Source organism: Pseudomonas sp. AP19, assembly GCF_001728855.1.
GTDB classification, from domain to species: Bacteria; Pseudomonadota; Gammaproteobacteria; order Pseudomonadales; family Pseudomonadaceae; genus Aquipseudomonas; species Aquipseudomonas fluorescens.
In genome coordinates this window covers 22,791-40,910 of record NZ_LXJP01000059.1, presented here as the reverse complement: position 1 = coordinate 40,910, position 18,120 = coordinate 22,791, and the positions used below count along the sequence as shown (strand labels likewise).

At 55.0% G+C, this 18,120-nt stretch carries 14 protein-coding genes and 4 tRNA genes; all 18 read left to right on the top strand.

Annotated elements, in window-relative coordinates:
* The first annotated feature begins 82 nt into the window (after positions 1–82).
* Complete coding sequence (birA, locus tag A7D21_RS28360; protein ID WP_069553227.1) at positions 83–1,042, top strand: bifunctional biotin--[acetyl-CoA-carboxylase] ligase/biotin operon repressor BirA; 960 nt, start codon at positions 83–85, stop codon at positions 1,040–1,042.
* Positions 1,032–1,781, top strand: a complete 750-nt coding sequence (locus A7D21_RS28355) for a pantothenate kinase (protein ID WP_053258277.1) — start codon at positions 1,032–1,034, stop codon at positions 1,779–1,781. The genes birA and A7D21_RS28355 overlap by 11 nt, the downstream gene beginning before the upstream one ends.
* Positions 1,782–1,788: 7 nt before the next feature.
* Positions 1,789–2,235 carry a hypothetical protein gene (locus A7D21_RS28350; RefSeq protein ID WP_053258276.1) on the top strand — a complete coding sequence of 149 codons (447 nt, stop codon included), beginning with the start codon at positions 1,789–1,791 and terminating at the stop codon, positions 2,233–2,235.
* Positions 2,236–2,377: 142 nt separating this feature from the next.
* A tRNA-Tyr gene (locus A7D21_RS28345) sits at positions 2,378–2,462 on the top strand.
* A gap of 24 nt (positions 2,463–2,486) precedes the next feature.
* Positions 2,487–2,560 (top strand) — tRNA-Gly (locus A7D21_RS28340).
* Between the two features lie 26 nt (positions 2,561–2,586).
* A tRNA-Thr gene (locus tag A7D21_RS28335) sits at positions 2,587–2,662 on the top strand.
* 161 nt (positions 2,663–2,823) lie between these two features.
* Positions 2,824–2,899: transfer RNA gene (locus A7D21_RS28330), tRNA-Trp, on the top strand.
* 45 nt (positions 2,900–2,944) lie between these two features.
* Complete coding sequence (gene secE / locus A7D21_RS28325; protein ID WP_003194658.1) at positions 2,945–3,313, top strand: preprotein translocase subunit SecE; 369 nt, start codon at positions 2,945–2,947, stop codon at positions 3,311–3,313.
* A gap of 9 nt (positions 3,314–3,322) precedes the next feature.
* The gene (gene nusG / locus A7D21_RS28320) at positions 3,323–3,856 is read left to right on the top strand and encodes a transcription termination/antitermination protein NusG (RefSeq protein ID WP_069553226.1); all 534 of its coding nucleotides are present in this window, start codon (positions 3,323–3,325) and stop codon (positions 3,854–3,856) included.
* 117 nt (positions 3,857–3,973) lie between these two features.
* Positions 3,974–4,405, top strand: coding sequence for a 50S ribosomal protein L11 (gene rplK, locus A7D21_RS28315; protein ID WP_003176435.1), 432 nt, complete (start codon positions 3,974–3,976; stop codon positions 4,403–4,405).
* Entirely contained in the window at positions 4,405–5,100 is a 696-nt protein-coding gene (gene rplA / locus A7D21_RS28310; protein ID WP_003232403.1) for a 50S ribosomal protein L1, read from the top strand. Before rplK ends, rplA begins: the two co-directional genes overlap by 1 nt.
* Positions 5,101–5,299: 199 nt before the next feature.
* Positions 5,300–5,800 carry a 50S ribosomal protein L10 gene (gene rplJ, locus A7D21_RS28305; protein ID WP_010174464.1) on the top strand — a complete coding sequence of 167 codons (501 nt, stop codon included), beginning with the start codon at positions 5,300–5,302 and terminating at the stop codon, positions 5,798–5,800.
* 78 nt (positions 5,801–5,878) lie between these two features.
* Positions 5,879–6,244 (top strand): 50S ribosomal protein L7/L12, encoded by a 366-nt coding sequence (rplL, locus tag A7D21_RS28300; RefSeq protein ID WP_010566858.1) that lies wholly within the window; start codon positions 5,879–5,881, stop codon positions 6,242–6,244.
* Between the two features lie 220 nt (positions 6,245–6,464).
* A complete protein-coding gene (gene rpoB, locus A7D21_RS28295; RefSeq protein ID WP_053258275.1) occupies positions 6,465–10,538 on the top strand; it encodes a DNA-directed RNA polymerase subunit beta in 4,074 nt (1,357 codons plus the stop codon).
* A 64-nt stretch (positions 10,539–10,602) separates the two neighbouring features.
* Positions 10,603–14,802, top strand: a complete 4,200-nt coding sequence (rpoC, locus tag A7D21_RS28290) for a DNA-directed RNA polymerase subunit beta' (RefSeq protein ID WP_053258274.1) — start codon at positions 10,603–10,605, stop codon at positions 14,800–14,802.
* A gap of 217 nt (positions 14,803–15,019) precedes the next feature.
* Positions 15,020–15,391: a 30S ribosomal protein S12 gene (gene rpsL / locus A7D21_RS28285; protein WP_002555494.1), complete on the top strand. Its 372-nt coding sequence runs from the start codon at positions 15,020–15,022 to the stop codon at positions 15,389–15,391.
* 118 nt (positions 15,392–15,509) lie between these two features.
* Positions 15,510–15,980: a 30S ribosomal protein S7 gene (rpsG, locus tag A7D21_RS28280; RefSeq protein ID WP_002555493.1), complete on the top strand. Its 471-nt coding sequence runs from the start codon at positions 15,510–15,512 to the stop codon at positions 15,978–15,980.
* Positions 15,981–16,010: 30 nt separating this feature from the next.
* A complete protein-coding gene (gene fusA, locus A7D21_RS28275) occupies positions 16,011–18,116 on the top strand; it encodes an elongation factor G (protein ID WP_010206921.1) in 2,106 nt (701 codons plus the stop codon).
* Positions 18,117–18,120 lie beyond the last annotated feature (4 nt).

Genomic DNA, 18,120 nt, shown 5'->3' with positions numbered 1-18,120 from the left:
TGACAGTGCTTAATCCCGTCCTTTCTATGCAATGGCCTTATGCATGGCTATCATGCGTGCCTCATTGTGAGGCGATACTTGCATGCTGACGTTGTTAGAACTTCTGAAAGATGGCCGATTCCACTCTGGAGAGGCGCTGGGGGCTGCCCTGGGCGTCAGTCGCAGTGCTGTTTGGAAGCAGCTCCAGCATCTTGAGTCTGAATTGAACCTGCCCATTCATAAAGTCCGTGGCAGGGGGTATCAGCTTGCGTCGCCGTTGGTTTTTCTGAACGCTAAAGAAATTGAAGCGAATGCTGCTTCTTTGGTGTGGCCCGTTTACATCTCGGATTCCATTGACTCCACCAATGCCGAAGCTTTGCGTCTTGTCGACGCTGGCCGTACCGCGCCATTTCTGGTACTTGCTGAGCAGCAAACCGCAGGAAGGGGTAGGCGAGGCCGTAAGTGGGTTAGCCCGTTTGCTCAGAATGTCTATTACAGCCTTGTCTTGCGCATTGACGGGGGCTTGCGACAGTTAGAGGGGCTTAGTCTTGTTGTCGGCTTGGCGGTCATGCGGTGCCTTCGCGAACTAGGTGTCCAGGGGGCGGCCTTGAAGTGGCCAAATGACGTCCTGGTTGGGCACAAGAAAATTGCCGGTATCTTGCTGGAGTTGGTGGGAGATCCCGCAGATATTTGCCACGTTGTGCTTGGTATAGGTATCAACGTAAACATGCAAAAGGCTGCAGAGGTCGATCAGGAGTGGACGTCAGTACAGCTGGAAACAGGATCTACTGTCGATCGCAATTACCTGGTTGCACGCCTGGGGCTTCAATTGCAAAGTCATCTGCAGCGACATGCAGCTTTCGGCTTTACTGCGCTCCAGGAGGAGTGGGAGCACAATCATTTGTGGCAGGGGCGGGCCGTATCGCTGATTGCGGGCGTTAACCAAATTGATGGGGTTGTGCTAGGGATCGACCACCAAGGCGCGTTGCGCTTGGATGTCGATGGTGTTGAGAAAATATACAGCGGTGGTGAGTTAAGCCTGAGGTTGCGTGATGATTCTTGAGCTCGACTGTGGGAATAGCTTTATCAAATGGCGTGTACTTGATTCGCACATGGCCCGGGTATCTGCCGAAGGTATTGTCGGTTCGGATCTCGCATTGATTGAGAGTCTGGTAGCAATACCCGAGCTTTCTCTGACGCGCTGCCGTTTGGTGAGTGTTCGTGCTTCGCAGGAAACTGGGCAGCTAGTTGAGGCGTTGCAGGGGGCTTTTGGTGTCGTAGTGTCCTGTGCGGCTCCAGCGCGAGAAATGGCGGGTGTTCGTAATGGCTACGAAGAGTATGAGCGCCTCGGGCTTGATCGTTGGTTGGCAATGCTGGGGGGGTTCAAATTAGCGGCAGGCGCTTGTCTGGTGCTCGATTTCGGTACGGCGGCGACTGCAGACTTTATTGCTGCTGACGGCGAGCACCTCGGCGGCTTCATATGTCCTGGGATGCCCCTTATGCGCAGTCAGCTGCGAACCCACACGCGTAAGATTCGCTACGACGACGTGGCGGCCGAGCAAGCTGTGGAGCGTCTCTCGCCGGGCCGGACGACTGTGGAGGCCGTTGAGCGGGGTTGTACGCTGATGCTCAGGGGGTTTGTATTGACCCAGCTCGAGTTGGCTCAGAGCTATTGGGGCGATAATTTTACGGTTTTTCTAACCGGAGGGGATGCTGACCTGGTCTCGGATGCTGTGCCGCAGGCTCGCCTGGTTCCTGATCTGGTTTTTGTTGGTCTGGCGATGGCGTGCCCCTTGTCCTGAGGTATTTATGCGTTGGCTGTTTTTGCTTTTGCTCGTTCTCAATGCCTTCTATTACATTTGGCATCAACAAGAAGCGCCGTTGCGCGCTAAGGATGTAACGCCCCTGAGTCTCTATAAGGGGTCTCAGCAGGATATTCGCCTGTTGAGTGAGTCTTCTGACCCTATGGTTCGGCGTGATCGAGCAAAAGCCCCTGACGCACAAAATACCTGCTTATACATAGGTGGCTTTGCTGATCAGAGGCAGGCCCAGTCAATGGAGCAGCGCCTCACCAGCCTGGATATAAAGGTCAAGGTGCAGTTGCTCAATACGGCTGAGGCCTCCGGCTATTGGCTTCGCGTAGCCCCGGAAAGCAGGCGCTTGGCTGACGATCTGCCGTTTGAAAACCTTGCTAAGGAATTCAATGAGTTAAAACATAAAATAATGTTGTGCGAAGGCGTTGCAACTGTCGAATAGTTTGCATAGAATGGCGCCCGCTTCGCAGTGAAGACCTTTACGGTCTACAGCGTGAAGCGAAGGTCAACGCAGCTAACCTCATATTTTTAATGAGAAAATGCTTGACAGAAGGCCGGCGTGATGTAGAATGCCGGCTCGCTTAGGAGGGGTTCCCGAGCGGCCAAAGGGATCAGACTGTAAATCTGACGTCTACGACTTCGAAGGTTCGAATCCTTCCCCCTCCACCATTTTTAGCGTGAGCTGCAAGCTCCGCGGGTATAGTTTAGTGGTAGAACCTCAGCCTTCCAAGCTGATGATGCGGGTTCGATTCCCGCTACCCGCTCCAAGTTTGCAGGTTGTGCACGGTGTTTTGCTCTTGTAGCTCAGTTGGTAGAGCACACCCTTGGTAAGGGTGAGGTCAGCGGTTCAAATCCGCTCAAGAGCTCCATATAACAAGGCAGATATGAAAATATCTGCCTTTGTTTTAACAGCTGCCTCGGCTTGATGGTGTTGTATCTGGTTTTGTCGCCAGGTGATTTCAAGTCTGTTGGGGTTGGTTGTTGTAATGTCTTTTTCAGGCCTGCATAATGGTCGGCCTGATTTTGTTTTAGGTCAGTAGCTCAATTGGCAGAGCGACGGTCTCCAAAACCGTAGGTTGGGGGTTCGATTCCCTCCTGACCTGCCAGATTCACGTGGTGTATCTGGCTTTCTTTTCACAGGATCTTCATAGATGACTCCTAAGGCTGAAGCTCAAAGCTCTCGTTTCGATCTCGTCAAGTGGCTCGCCGTAGTCGCGTTGGTGGTCGTAGGCGTTGTCGGCAATCAGTATTATTCTGCTTCGCCGATCCTGTACCGTGTCCTCGCTTTGCTGGCCCTTGCTGCTGTAGCTGCCTTTGTAGGCCTGCAGACTGCCAAAGGCAAGTCTTTCGCGGTCCTGGTAAAGGAAGCTCGCACCGAAATCCGTAAAGTCGTTTGGCCGACTCGCCAAGAAACCACGCAGACCACGTTGATCGTTGTGGCTGTTGTTCTGGTTATGGCGTTGCTGTTGTGGGGGCTTGATTCCCTGCTCGGCTGGCTTGTTTCCTTGATTGTTGGCTAAGGGTGTCCCGTGGCTAAGCGTTGGTACGTTGTGCATGCTTACTCGGGTTACGAGAAGCATGTTATGCGCTCTTTGCTGGAGCGCGTAAAGCTGGCAGGCATGGAAGATGGCTTCGGCGAAATTCTGGTTCCCACTGAAGAAGTGGTTGAAATGCGGAATGGTCAGAAGCGCAAGAGCGAACGCAAGTTCTTCCCTGGCTACGTGCTGGTTCAGATGGACATGAATGAAGGTACTTGGCACTTAGTCAAGGATACCCCTCGTGTCATGGGCTTCATTGGCGGTATTGCCGATAAGCCTGCTCCTATCACTGACAAAGAGGCGGAAGCAATTCTGCGTCGTGTTGCTGATGGTAGCGACAAGCCTAAGCCGAAGACGTTGTTCGAGCCAGGTGAGGTTGTTCGTGTCACAGATGGTCCGTTTGCTGATTTCAACGGTACCGTCGAAGAAGTTAACTACGAAAAGAGCCGGATCCAAGTGGCAGTGCTCATTTTCGGTCGCTCTACTCCGGTAGAGTTGGAGTTCAGCCAGGTCGAGAAGGTCTAGCTGAGCAAGCATCCCAACCCCGCAGCCTTAGGCTGTGGGGTTTTGTCGTCACTGGGATAAACGCGCAAGTAACCGGGGAGCCTTTCGAGGCGTTTGAACCCGTAATTGGAGTGCCTCATGGCCAAGAAGATTACCGCTTACATCAAGCTGCAAGTGAAGGCCGCTCAGGCCAACCCAAGTCCACCTGTCGGCCCGGCTCTGGGTCAGCACGGCGTGAACATCATGGAATTCTGCAAGGCCTTCAACGCCCGTACTCAGGGTCTTGAGCCAGGTCTGCCGACTCCAGTGATCATCACTGTATACAGCGACCGTAGCTTCACTTTCGAAACCAAGTCGACCCCGGCTTCGGTTTTGCTGAAGAAGGCTGCAGGTCTGACTAGCGGTTCCGCTCGTCCTAACACCGTTAAGGTTGGCACCGTAACTCGTGCTCAGCTGGAAGAAATCGCGAAAACCAAAAACGCGGATCTGACTGCAGCTGATATGGATGCAGCCGTGCGTACCATCGCCGGTTCTGCTCGTAGCATGGGCCTTAACGTGGAGGGTGTGTAATGGCTAAGCTGACCAAGCGCCAAAAGGCTATCGCTGGCAAAATCGAAGCAGGCAAGGCCTACAACTTTGTAGACGCTGCTGCCCTGCTGACCGAGCTGTCGACTGTCAAGTTCAGCGAGTCCGTTGACGTTGCTGTAAACCTGGGTGTTGACCCACGTAAATCCGACCAGGTCGTTCGTAGCGCTACTGTGCTGCCACACGGTACTGGCAAGACTGTACGTGTTGCTGTCTTCACCCAAGGCCCAGCAGCTGAAGCTGCTCTGGCCGCCGGCGCCGACCGCGTTGGTATGGACGACCTGGCTGCCGAAATGAAAGGCGGCGACCTGAACTATGACGTAGTTATTGCTTCCCCGGATGCAATGCGCGTTGTAGGTCAGTTGGGTCAGATCCTCGGTCCACGTGGTCTGATGCCTAACCCTAAAGTCGGCACCGTAACGCCAGACGTAGCTACCGCGGTTAAAAACGCCAAGGCTGGTCAGGTTCGTTATCGCACCGACAAAAACGGCATCATTCACACTTCCGTTGGCAAAGTCGGCTTCGACGCCGTCAAGCTGAAGGAAAACGTTGAAGCCCTGATCGCTGATCTGAAGCGTATCAAGCCAGCTTCCTCGAAAGGTATCTACGTCAAGCGCGTTACCCTGAGCACCACTATGGGCCCAGGTCTGGTCATCGACCAAGGCTCGCTGGACGTATAAGACACAAGTTGTCGCGAGAGATCGCGACAATTGAAAAAATTGGGGTCCCTGCCTGGCGGGGGCTATCCAAGACCGTAGGCGGCGCAAGTCTTAAACCACAAGCCTACGCAGATGGTGCTCCCGGTTCCTTACCGAATCAGACACCAAAACGACATCCGGCTTCGGCCAGATGAAACGGTAACAAGCAGGAGTTAAACCCGTGGCAATTAATCTCGAAGACAAGAAGGCCATCGTCGCTGAAGTCAACGAGGCTGCCAAAGCTGCTCTGTCCGCTGTCGTGGCTGATGCCCGTGGTGTGACAGTAGGCGCTATGACCGGACTCCGTAAAGAGGCTCGTGAAGCTGGCGTATACGTACGTGTAGTACGTAACACCCTGCTCAAGCGCGCTGTTGCTGACACTGAATACAGTGTCCTCAACGACGTGTTCACCGGCCCGACTCTGATCGCGTTCTCCAAAGAACATCCAGGCGCTGCTGCCCGTTTGTTCAAAGAATTCGCCAAGAGTCAGGATAAGTTCGAGATCAAGGCAGCTGCGTTCGAGGGCAAGTTCCTCGCAGCTAACCAAATCGACGTACTGGCAACACTGCCGACCCGTAACGAAGCTATTTCTCAGCTGATGAGCGTGATTCAAGGCGCTACCAGCAAGTTGGCTCGTACTCTGGCTGCAGTTCGCGAGCAAAAAGAAGCTGCCGCAGCCTAAGGCTGAGCATCTCCTTTCGCGTATTTTTGTTTATTTCGATGGCCGCGTAGGCCGTCCCCCAATTCAGGAAATACAGTAATGTCTATCTCCCAAGAAGATATCCTCAACGCCGTAGCTGAAATGTCGGTTCTGCAGGTTGTTGAGCTGATCAAAGCTTTCGAAGAAAAATTCGGCGTTTCCGCTGCTGCTGCTTCCGCTGGCCCAGCTGTTGCTGCTGTTGCTGCTGAAGAGCAAACCGAATTCAACGTCATGCTGCTGGAAGCTGGCGAGAAGAAAGTAAACGTGATCAAGGCAGTTCGTGAACTGACCGGTCTGGGCCTGAAAGAAGCCAAGGCTGTAGTTGACGGCGCTCCTGCCCAGGTTCTGGAAGCAGTGTCGAAAGACGCAGCTGACAAAGCCAAAGCAGTGCTGGAAGAAGCAGGCGCTAAAGTCGAGCTGAAGTAAGCATCGACCTTGCGTCTCCAGCCCAAGCGTTAAGCTGAAGGCTGATGGCTGGTGGCTCATGCCACCGGCCTTTTTCCGTTCTTGGCTGTCGACTCGGTCGCCGCCATTAACGCGCTGTAGCCACCCGATGCGGTGGTGCAAACCATGGGGTTTGCGAGATTTTCTGGCTGCTCCCGTCGGGAGGGGCCAAACAAGCAGGTGACCAAGCTGGGGAACGCTGATGGCTTACTCATATACTGAGAAAAAACGTATCCGCAAGGACTTTAGCAAGTTGCCGGACGTCATGGATGTCCCGTACCTTCTGGCTATCCAGCTGGATTCGTATCGTGAATTCTTGCAAGCGGGAGCGACTAAAGATCAGTTCCGCGACGTGGGCCTGCATGCGGCCTTCAAATCCGTTTTCCCGATCATCAGCTACTCCGGCAATGCTGCGCTGGAGTACGTGGGTTATCGCCTGGGCGAACCGGCATTTGATGTCAAAGAATGCGTGTTGCGCGGTGTTACGTACGCCGTACCTTTGCGGGTAAAAGTCCGTCTGATCATTTTCGACAAAGAATCGTCGAACAAAGCGATCAAGGACATCAAAGAGCAAGAAGTCTACATGGGCGAAATCCCATTGATGACTGAAAACGGTACCTTCGTTATCAACGGTACCGAGCGCGTTATCGTTTCCCAGCTGCACCGTTCCCCGGGCGTGTTCTTCGACCACGACCGCGGCAAGACGCACAGCTCCGGTAAGCTCCTGTACTCCGCGCGGATCATTCCGTACCGCGGCTCGTGGTTGGACTTCGAGTTCGACCCGAAAGACTGCGTGTTCGTGCGTATCGACCGTCGTCGTAAGCTGCCGGCCTCGGTACTGCTGCGCGCGCTCGGCTATACCACTGAGCAAGTGCTTGATGCTTTCTACACCACCAACGTATTCAGCCTGAAGGATGAAACCCTCAGCCTGGAACTGATTGCTTCGCGTCTGCGTGGTGAAATTGCCGTCCTGGATATCCAGGATGAAAACGGCAAGGTCATCGTTGAAGCTGGCCGCCGTATTACCGCGCGCCACATCAACCAGATCGAAAAAGCCGGTATCAAGTCGCTGGACGTGCCGCTGGACTACGTCCTGGGTCGCACCACTGCCAAGGTCATCGTTCACCCGGCTACAGGCGAAATCCTGGCTGAGTGCAACACCGAGCTGAACACCGAGATCCTGGCAAAAATCGCCAAGGCCCAGGTTGTTCGCATCGAGACCCTGTACACCAACGACATCGACTGCGGTCCGTTCATCTCCGACACGCTGAAGATCGACTCCACCAGCAACCAATTGGAAGCGCTGGTTGAGATCTATCGCATGATGCGTCCTGGTGAGCCACCGACCAAAGACGCTGCCGAGACCCTGTTCAACAACCTGTTCTTCAGCCCTGAGCGCTATGACCTGTCTGCGGTCGGCCGGATGAAGTTCAACCGTCGTATCGGTCGTACCGAGATCGAAGGTTCGGGCGTGCTGTGCAAGGAAGACATCGTCGCGGTACTGAAGACCTTGGTCGACATCCGTAACGGTAAAGGCATCGTCGATGACATCGACCACTTGGGTAACCGTCGTGTTCGCTGCGTAGGCGAAATGGCCGAGAACCAGTTCCGCGTTGGCCTGGTACGTGTTGAGCGTGCGGTCAAAGAGCGTCTGTCGATGGCTGAAAGCGAAGGCCTGATGCCGCAAGATCTGATCAACGCCAAGCCAGTGGCTGCGGCGGTGAAAGAGTTCTTCGGTTCCAGCCAGCTCTCGCAGTTCATGGACCAGAACAACCCGCTCTCCGAGATCACCCACAAGCGCCGTGTTTCCGCACTGGGCCCGGGCGGTCTGACCCGTGAGCGTGCAGGCTTTGAAGTTCGTGACGTACACCCAACGCACTACGGTCGTGTTTGCCCGATCGAAACGCCGGAAGGTCCGAACATCGGTCTGATCAACTCCCTGGCCGCTTATGCACGCACTAACCAGTACGGCTTCCTCGAGAGCCCGTACCGTGTAGTGAAAGATGCACTGGTCACCGACGAGATCGTGTTCCTGTCCGCCATCGAAGAAGCCGATCACGTGATCGCTCAGGCTTCGGCCACGATGAACGACAAGAAAGTCCTGATCGACGAGCTGGTAGCTGTTCGTCACTTGAACGAGTTCACCGTTAAGGCGCCGGAAGACGTCACCTTGATGGACGTTTCGCCGAAGCAGGTAGTTTCGGTTGCAGCGTCGCTGATCCCGTTCCTGGAGCACGATGACGCCAACCGTGCGTTGATGGGTTCCAACATGCAGCGTCAAGCTGTACCCACCCTGCGTGCCGACAAGCCGCTGGTAGGTACCGGCATGGAGCGTAACGTAGCCCGTGACTCCGGCGTTTGCGTCGTGGCTCGTCGTGGCGGCGTGATCGACTCTGTTGATGCCAGCCGTATCGTGGTTCGTGTTGCCGATGACGAAGTTGAGACTGGCGAAGCCGGTGTCGACATCTACAACCTGACCAAATACACCCGCTCGAACCAGAACACCTGCATCAACCAGCGCCCGCTGGTGAGCAAGGGTGATCGCGTTCAGCGTAGCGACATCATGGCCGACGGCCCGTCCACCGATATGGGTGAGCTGGCACTGGGTCAGAACATGCGCATCGCGTTCATGGCATGGAACGGCTTCAACTTCGAAGACTCCATCTGCCTGTCCGAGCGTGTTGTTCAAGAAGACCGCTTCACCACGATCCACATTCAGGAACTGACCTGTGTGGCGCGTGACACCAAGCTTGGGCCAGAGGAAATCACTGCAGACATCCCGAACGTGGGTGAAGCTGCACTGAACAAACTGGACGAAGCCGGTATCGTTTACGTAGGTGCTGAAGTTGGCGCAGGCGACATCCTGGTTGGTAAGGTCACTCCGAAAGGCGAGACCCAACTGACTCCGGAAGAGAAGCTGTTGCGTGCCATCTTCGGTGAGAAAGCCAGCGACGTTAAAGACACTTCCCTGCGCGTACCTACCGGTACCAAGGGTACTGTCATCGACGTACAGGTCTTCACCCGTGACGGCGTTGAGCGTGATGCTCGTGCACTGTCCATCGAGAAGACTCAACTCGACGAGATCCGCAAGGACCTGAACGAAGAGTTCCGTATCGTTGAAGGCGCGACCTTCGAACGTCTGCGTTCCGCTCTGGTAGGCCACAAGGCTGAAGGCGGCGCAGGTCTGAAGAAAGGTCAGGACATCACCGACGAAATCCTCGACGGTCTTGAGCACGGCCAGTGGTTCAAACTGCGCATGGCTGAAGACGCTCTGAACGAGCAGCTCGAGAAGGCCCAGGCCTATATCGTTGATCGCCGCCGTCTGCTGGACGACAAGTTCGAAGACAAGAAGCGCAAACTGCAGCAGGGCGATGACCTGGCTCCAGGCGTGCTGAAAATCGTCAAGGTTTACCTGGCAATCCGTCGCCGCATTCAGCCGGGCGACAAGATGGCCGGTCGTCACGGTAACAAGGGTGTGGTCTCTGTGATCATGCCGGTTGAAGACATGCCGCACGATGCTAATGGCACCCCGGTCGACGTCGTCCTCAACCCGTTGGGCGTACCTTCGCGTATGAACGTTGGTCAGATCCTTGAAACCCACCTGGGCCTCGCGGCCAAAGGTCTGGGCGAGAAGATCAACCGTATGATCGAAGAGCAGCGCAAGGTCGCAGACCTGCGTAAGTTCCTGCACGAGATCTACAACGAGATCGGCGGTCGCAACGAAGAGCTGGACACTTTCTCCGACCAGGAAATCCTGGATCTGGCGAAGAACCTGCGCGGCGGCGTTCCAATGGCTACCCCGGTATTCGACGGTGCCAAGGAAAGCGAAATCAAGGCCATGCTGAAACTGGCAGACCTGCCGGAAAGCGGCCAGATGCAGCTGTTCGACGGCCGTACCGGCAACAAGTTTGAGCGCCCGGTTACTGTTGGCTACATGTACATGCTGAAGCTGAACCACTTGGTAGACGACAAGATGCACGCTCGTTCTACCGGTTCGTACAGCCTGGTTACCCAGCAGCCGCTGGGTGGTAAGGCTCAGTTCGGTGGTCAGCGTTTCGGGGAGATGGAGGTCTGGGCACTGGAAGCATACGGTGCTGCTTACACTCTGCAAGAAATGCTCACAGTGAAGTCGGACGATGTGAACGGTCGGACCAAGATGTACAAAAACATCGTGGACGGCGATCACCGTATGGAGCCGGGCATGCCCGAGTCCTTCAACGTGTTGATCAAAGAAATTCGTTCCCTCGGCATCGATATCGATCTGGAAACCGAATAACACGTGACGCGAATCGAGAGCGGGGCTGTTTAGCCCGCTCTCTGCTCCGCCAGGAGGAAAGGCCTTGAAAGACCTACTGAATTTGCTGAAAAACCAGGGTCAAGTCGAAGAGTTCGACGCCATCCGTATTGGACTGGCATCGCCTGAGATGATCCGTTCGTGGTCGTTCGGTGAAGTTAAAAAGCCGGAAACCATCAACTACCGTACGTTCAAACCTGAGCGTGACGGCCTGTTCTGCGCCAAGATCTTTGGCCCTGTTAAGGATTACGAGTGCCTGTGCGGTAAGTACAAGCGCTTGAAGCACCGCGGTGTGATCTGCGAGAAGTGCGGCGTTGAAGTTGCACTGGCTAAAGTTCGTCGTGAGCGCATGGCGCACATCGAACTGGCTTCGCCGGTTGCCCACATCTGGTTCCTGAAATCGCTGCCGTCCCGTATCGGCTTGCTGATGGACATGACCCTGCGTGATATCGAACGCGTTCTCTACTTCGAGAGCTATGTCGTTATCGATCCAGGCATGACCACCCTTGAGAAAGGTCAGCTGCTGAACGACGAGCAGTACTTCGAAGCGCTGGAAGAGTTCGGCGACGATTTCGATGCCCGCATGGGTGCCGAAGCTGTCCGTGAACTGCTGCACGCTATCGACCTGGAACACGAGATTGGCCGTCTGCGTGAAGAAATTCCGCAAACCAACTCCGAAACCAAGATCAAGAAGCTGTCCAAGCGTCTGAAGTTGATGGAGGCCTTCCAGGGTTCCGGCAACTTGCCAGAGTGGATGGTGCTGACCGTTCTGCCGGTTCTGCCGCCAGATCTGCGTCCGCTGGTACCGTTGGATGGCGGTCGCTTCGCGACTTCCGACCTCAACGACCTGTACCGTCGCGTGATCAACCGTAACAACCGCTTGAAGCGTTTGCTCGATCTGTCCGCTCCGGACATCATCGTGCGCAACGAAAAGCGTATGTTGCAAGAAGCTGTCGATGCCTTGCTCGACAACGGTCGTCGTGGCCGCGCTATCACCGGTTCGAACAAGCGTCCTCTGAAATCCTTGGCTGACATGATCAAGGGTAAGCAAGGTCGTTTCCGTCAGAACTTGCTCGGTAAGCGTGTTGACTACTCCGGTCGTTCGGTAATTACCGTAGGCCCGACCCTGCGTCTGCACCAGTGCGGTCTGCCTAAGAAAATGGCGCTTGAGCTGTTCAAGCCGTTCATCTTCGGCAAGCTGGAAATGCGCGGTCTCGCGACCACCATCAAAGCGGCCAAGAAAATGGTCGAGCGCGAACTGCCAGAGGTTTGGGACGTTCTCGCTGAAGTGATTCGCGAACACCCGGTTCTCCTCAACCGTGCACCGACCCTTCACCGTCTGGGCATCCAGGCGTTTGAACCGGTACTGATCGAAGGTAAGGCTATCCAGCTGCACCCTCTGGTCTGTGCTGCGTACAACGCCGACTTCGACGGCGACCAAATGGCCGTGCACGTACCGCTGACACTGGAAGCCCAGTTGGAAGCGCGTGCGTTGATGATGTCGACCAACAACATTCTGTCGCCAGCCAACGGTGAGCCAATCATCGTTCCGTCGCAGGACGTTGTATTGGGTCTGTACTACATGACTCGTGAAGCGATCAACGCCAAGGGCGAAGGTCGTGTGTTCGCTGACCTGCAAGAAGTTGACCGTGTGTTCCGTGCCGGCGAAGCCGCACTGCATGCCAAGGTCAAAGTGCGGATCAACGAAACCGTCAACGACCGTGACGGCGGCAGCGTGACCGGTACCCGCATCGTCGACACCACTGTCGGCCGTGCGCTGCTGTATCAAGTTGTGCCAAAAGGTCTGTCGTACGATGTCGTCAACCTGCCGATGAAGAAAAAGGCGATCTCCAAGCTGATCAACCAGTGCTACCGCGTGGTTGGTTTGAAAGAGACCGTGATCTTCGCTGACCAGTTGATGTACACCGGTTTTGCTTACTCGACCATTTCTGGCGTTTCCATCGGTGTTAACGACTTCGTTATCCCGGATGAAAAAGCTCAGATCATCGGTGCTGCTACCGATGAAGTGAAAGAAATCGAGAGCCAGTACGCCTCCGGCCTGGTAACCCAGGGCGAGAAGTACAACAAAGTGATCGACCTTTGGTCCAAGGCCAACGACGAAGTATCGAAGGCGATGATGGCTAACCTCTCGAAAGAGAAGGTTATCGACCGTCACGGCGTAGAAGTCGATCAAGAGTCGTTCAACTCGATGTACATGATGGCCGACTCGGGCGCACGGGGTTCTGCTGCGCAGATCCGTCAGCTCGCCGGTATGCGTGGCCTGATGGCCAAGCCGGACGGTTCCATCATCGAAACGCCGATTACTGCGAACTTCCGTGAAGGTTTGAGCGTACTTCAGTACTTCATCTCCACTCACGGTGCTCGTAAGGGTCTTGCGGATACCGCGTTGAAAACCGCTAACTCCGGTTACCTGACTCGTCGTCTGGTAGACGTTGCGCAAGACTTGGTTGTGACTGAAGTCGACTGCGGCACCGAACACGGTCTGCTGATGACTCCGCACATCGAAGGCGGCGACGTTGTAGAGCCACTGGGTGAGCGCGTACTGGGTCGAGTAATCGCCCGCGACGTATTCAAACCAGGCACTGAGGAAATTATCGTTCCTGCCGGCACGCTGGTAGACGAGAAGTGGGTCGAGTTCATCGAACTCAACAGCATCGACGAAGTGATTGTTCGCTCGCCGATCAGCTGCGAAACCCGCTATGGCATTTGCGCCAAGTGCTACGGCCGTGACTTGGCTCGTGGTCACCAGGTGAACATCGGTGAAGCGGTTGGCGTTATCGCTGCCCAGTCCATCGGTGAGCCGGGTACCCAGCTGACCATGCGTACGTTCCACATTGGTGGTGCGGCAAGCCGGACCTCCGCAGCTGACAGCGTTCAGGTGAAGAATGGCGGTACCGTCCGTCTGCACAACCTGAAGCACGTTGAGCGAGTGGATGGTTGCCTGGTTGCTGTGTCCCGTTCCGGTGAGCTGGCAATCGCTGACGACTACGGTCGTGAGCGTGAGCGTTACAAGCTGCCGTACGGTGCTGTGATTTCGGTTAAAGAGGGTGACAAGGTCGACGCTGGCGCAATCGTGGCCAAGTGGGATCCGCACACTCACCCAATCGTTACTGAAATGAAAGGTACCGTGACCTACGTGGGCATGGAAGAAGGCATCACGATCAAGCGTCAGACTGACGAATTGACCGGTATGACCAACATTGAAGTACTCGACGCGAAAGATCGTCCAGCTGCCGGTAAAGACATCCGTCCTGCCGTTAAGATGGTCGATGACAACGGCAAGGACTTGTTGCTGCCAGGCACTGACGTAATCGCTCAGTACTTCCTGCCAGCCAACGCCCTGGTCGGTGTAGCGGATGGTGCGAAGATCGCGATCGGTGATGTTATCGCTCGTATCCCGCAAGAAACTTCGAAGACCCGCGACATCACCGGTGGTCTGCCGCGTGTTGCCGACTTGTTCGAAGCTCGTCGTCCGAAAGAAGCGTCGATTCTGGCTGAAGTCAGCGGCACCATCGCGTTCGGTAAAGAAACCAAAGGCAAGCGCCGTCTGGTCATTACCCCGAACGACGGTAGCGATCCGTACGAAGAGCTGATTCCGAAGTGGCGCCACCTGAACGTCTTCGAAGGCGAACAGGTAAATCGCGGCGAAGTTATCTCTGACGGTCCGAGCGATCCACACGACATCCTGCGTCTGCTGGGTGTGAGTGCGCTGGCCAAGTACATCGTTAACGAGATCCAGGACGTTTACCGTCTGCAAGGCGTGAAGATCAACGATAAGCACATCGAGACCATCCTGCGTCAGATGCTGCGTAAAGTTGAAATCGCTGAATCCGGCGATTCCAGTTTCATCAAGGGCGACCAGATGGAACTGACTCACGTACTGGTAGAAAACGAACGTCTGAGCGCGGATGACAAATTTGTCTCCAAGTTCACTCGTGTGTTGCTGGGTATCACCAAGGCGTCGTTGTCCACTGAGTCGTTCATCTCGGCGGCCTCCTTCCAGGAGACCACTCGCGTACTGACCGAAGCAGCGGTAACCGGCAAGCGCGATTACCTGCGCGGCCTGAAAGAAAACGTGGTCGTGGGTCGTCTGATCCCGGCTGGTACCGGTTTGGCTTACCACAGCGAGCGCAAGCGCCGCCGTGATGCTGACAAGCCGCTGCGCGTAAGCGCCAGTGAAGTGGAAGCTGCACTGACCGAAGCGCTGAACTCAAGCGGTAACTGAGTTCTGCGATAAATAAGTCTGGGCCCTGGCAGCCCCCATTCGTCGGATCGAGGCAAATTTGCCCCGGTTCGATGAGAGGGGAGGTCGGGGCCTTGCCTTGACTGGGGGCAAGATCCTCTTTAGACTCTTGTACCCCTAAATTTGGCGGGAATTCGTTCCTGCCATTTTGCTTTTCTTGCAAGACAATAGCGTCGCAAGACAACAGTGGAGCTAGTAGATGGCAACTATCAACCAGCTGGTACGTCAGCCGCGTAAGCGTATCGTCGAGAAATCCGACGTGCCTGCGCTGCAGAACTGCCCGCAACGTCGTGGCGTATGCACTCGCGTGTATACCACTACGCCGAAAAAACCTAACTCGGCACTGCGTAAAGTATGCCGTGTGCGTCTGACCAACGGTTTCGAGGTTTCCTCGTACATCGGCGGTGAAGGCCACAACCTGCAAGAGCACAGCGTGGTACTGATCCGCGGCGGTCGTGTAAAAGACTTGCCAGGTGTTCGTTACCACACCGTACGCGGCTCCTTGGATACTTCCGGCGTTAAAGGTCGTAACCAGGGTCGTTCGAAGTACGGTACCAAGAAGCCTAAGTAGTAGCGGCTTTTTGTAAAACTGAATCATCTTATTTTCTGAGTCGATAAGAGTAAGGTCGGAGGCGTCCCGAAAGGGCACTGATTCCGAGCGAACCTGAAGACCGTTTGAGGGCTTATCCATGCCAAGAAGACGCGTAGCAGCCAAGCGCGAAGTGCTTGACGATCCAAAATACGGAAGCCAAATTCTGGCCAAGTTCATGAACCACGTGATGGAAAGCGGCAAGAAAGCCGTTGCCGAGCGTATCGTTTATGGCGCGCTGGAAAAGGTTAAAGAACGCAAGAACAGCGACCCCCTGGAAATCTTCGAGAAAGCTCTCGACGCCATCGCTCCGCTGGTCGAAGTGAAGTCGCGCCGTGTAGGCGGTGCTACTTACCAGGTTCCGGTTGAAGTTCGTCCGTCCCGTCGTAACGCCCTGGCAATGCGCTGGTTGGTAGACTTCGCCCGTAAGCGTGGCGAGAAGTCTATGGCTCTGCGTTTGGCTGGCGAACTGTTGGACGCTGCTGAAGGTAAAGGTGCTGCTGTTAAGAAGCGTGAAGACGTGCACCGTATGGCTGAAGCTAACAAAGCTTTCTCGCACTACCGCTTCTAATCTTAGCTTCACTAATTTTGCGAGGGCTTTATGGCTCGTACTACTCCGATTAGCCGCTACCGTAACATCGGTATCGTTGCTCACGTGGATGCTGGTAAAACCACCACCACCGAGCGCGTACTGTTTTACACCGGCAAAAGTCACAAAATGGGCGAGGTGCATGATGGCGCCGCGACCACAGACTGGATGGTTCAGGAGCAGGAGCGTGGTATTACCATTACTTCTGCTGCTATTACCGCCTTCTGGAAAGGTTCCGAGAAGCAGTACAAAGACGAGCATCGCTTCAACGTAATCGATACCCCGGGCCACGTAGACTTCACCATTGAAGTTGAACGTTCCCTGCGCGTACTCGACGGCGCTGTCGTTGTGTTCTGCGGTACTTCGGGTGTTGAGCCTCAGTCGGAAACCGTATGGCGTCAAGCCAACAAATACGGCGTTCCACGTCTTGTTTACGTAAACAAGATGGACCGTGCTGGTGCCAACTTCCTGCGCGTGATCGGTCAGATCAAGCAGCGTCTGGGTCACACTCCGGTGCCAATCCAATTGGCAATCGGTTCCGAAGACAACTTCCAGGGTCAGATCGATCTGATCAACATGGAAGCGGTCTACTGGAATGATTCCGACAAAGGTATGGTTCCTGTTCGTAAGCCTATCCCTGCTGAACTGCAGGAGCTGGCTGACGAATGGCGCAACAACATGGTTGAGGCTGCTGCCGAAGCCAGCGAAGAGCTGATGAACAAGTACCTCGAAGGTGAAGAACTCACCAACGTGGAAATCAAGGCCGCTCTGCGTCAGCGTACTATCGCTGGTGAGATCGTCTTGGCTGTTTGCGGTTCCTCGTTCAAGAACAAGGGTGTTCCCCTGGTTCTCGATGCTGTGATCGACTACCTGCCTGCTCCAACCGACATTCCTGCTATCAAGGGTACCAACCCTGATAACGAGGAAGAGGAAATGGAGCGTCATGCAGACGACAGCGAGCCGTTCTCGGCCCTGGCGTTCAAGATCGCTACCGACCCATTCGTGGGTACCTTGACTTTCGTCCGCGTTTACTCGGGCGTGTTGGCATCCGGCGACGGCGTGATCAACTCGGTTAAAGGTAAGAAAGAGCGCGTGGGTCGTATGGTGCAAATGCACGCAAACGCCCGTGAAGAGATCAAGGAAGTACGCGCTGGTGACATCGCGGCCCTGATCGGCATGAAGGACGTCACCACTGGTGAGACTTTGTGCGACGCTGCTAAGCCAATCATCCTGGTTCGCATGGACTTCCCGGAGCCGGTTATTTCGGTTGCCGTAGAGCCTAAGACCAAGGATGACCAGGAAAAAATGGGTATCGCTCTGGGCAAACTTGCTCAGGAAGATCCATCTTTCCGCGTTAAGACTGATGAAGAGACTGGTCAAACGATCATCTCTGGCATGGGCGAGCTGCACCTGGACATCCTGGTTGACCGGATGCGCCGTGAGTTCAACGTCGAAGCCAACATCGGTAAGCCTCAGGTTTCCTATCGTGAGCGCATCACGAAGAACTGTGAAATCGAAGGCAAGTTCGTTCGTCAGTCCGGCGGTCGTGGTCAGTTCGGTCACTGCTGGATCCGTTTTGCTCCTGCTGACGAAGGTCAGGAAGGTCTGCAATTCGTGAACGAAGTAGTGGGTGGTGTTGTTCCTAAGGAATACATCCCTGCTATCCAGAAGGGTATCGAAGAGCAGATGAAGAACGGTGTTGTTGCCGGCTATCCGCTGATCGGCCTGAAAGCAACCGTTTTTGACGGTTCTTACCACGACGTCGACTCCAACGAGATGGCGTTTAAGGTGGCTGCTTCCATGGCAACCAAGCAACTGGCCCAAAAGGGCGGTGGTGAGTTGCTTGAGCCAATCATGGCGGTAGAAGTTGTTACACCTGAAGACTATATGGGTGATGTCATGGGCGACCTTAACCGTCGTCGCGGCATGATCTTGGGCATGGAAGACACGGTTTCCGGCAAAGTGATTCGCGCCGAGGTTCCGTTGGGTGAGATGTTCGGTTATGCGACCGACGTTCGCTCCATGTCTCAGGGTCGCGCAAGCTACTCTATGGAATTCAAAAAATACAACACAGCTCCGGCGCACATCGCTGAAACTGTATCCAAAAAACAAGGCTGATTCA

What these genes read in the sequence shown, in the direction of transcription:
- birA (WP_069553227.1), top strand. Translation starts at nt 83, where the DNA reads ATGCTGACGTTGTTAGAACTTCTGAAAGATGGCCGATTCCACTCTGGA.
- A7D21_RS28355 (WP_053258277.1), top strand. Translation starts at nt 1,032, where the DNA reads ATGATTCTTGAGCTCGACTGTGGGAATAGCTTTATCAAATGGCGTGTA.
- A7D21_RS28350 (WP_053258276.1), top strand. Translation starts at nt 1,789, where the DNA reads ATGCGTTGGCTGTTTTTGCTTTTGCTCGTTCTCAATGCCTTCTATTAC.
- secE (WP_003194658.1), top strand. Translation starts at nt 2,945, where the DNA reads ATGACTCCTAAGGCTGAAGCTCAAAGCTCTCGTTTCGATCTCGTCAAG.
- rplK (WP_003176435.1), top strand. Translation starts at nt 3,974, where the DNA reads ATGGCCAAGAAGATTACCGCTTACATCAAGCTGCAAGTGAAGGCCGCT.
- rplA (WP_003232403.1), top strand. Translation starts at nt 4,405, where the DNA reads ATGGCTAAGCTGACCAAGCGCCAAAAGGCTATCGCTGGCAAAATCGAA.
- rplL (WP_010566858.1), top strand. Translation starts at nt 5,879, where the DNA reads ATGTCTATCTCCCAAGAAGATATCCTCAACGCCGTAGCTGAAATGTCG.
- rpoB (WP_053258275.1), top strand. Translation starts at nt 6,465, where the DNA reads ATGGCTTACTCATATACTGAGAAAAAACGTATCCGCAAGGACTTTAGC.
- rpsL (WP_002555494.1), top strand. Translation starts at nt 15,020, where the DNA reads ATGGCAACTATCAACCAGCTGGTACGTCAGCCGCGTAAGCGTATCGTC.
- rpsG (WP_002555493.1), top strand. Translation starts at nt 15,510, where the DNA reads ATGCCAAGAAGACGCGTAGCAGCCAAGCGCGAAGTGCTTGACGATCCA.
- fusA (WP_010206921.1), top strand. Translation starts at nt 16,011, where the DNA reads ATGGCTCGTACTACTCCGATTAGCCGCTACCGTAACATCGGTATCGTT.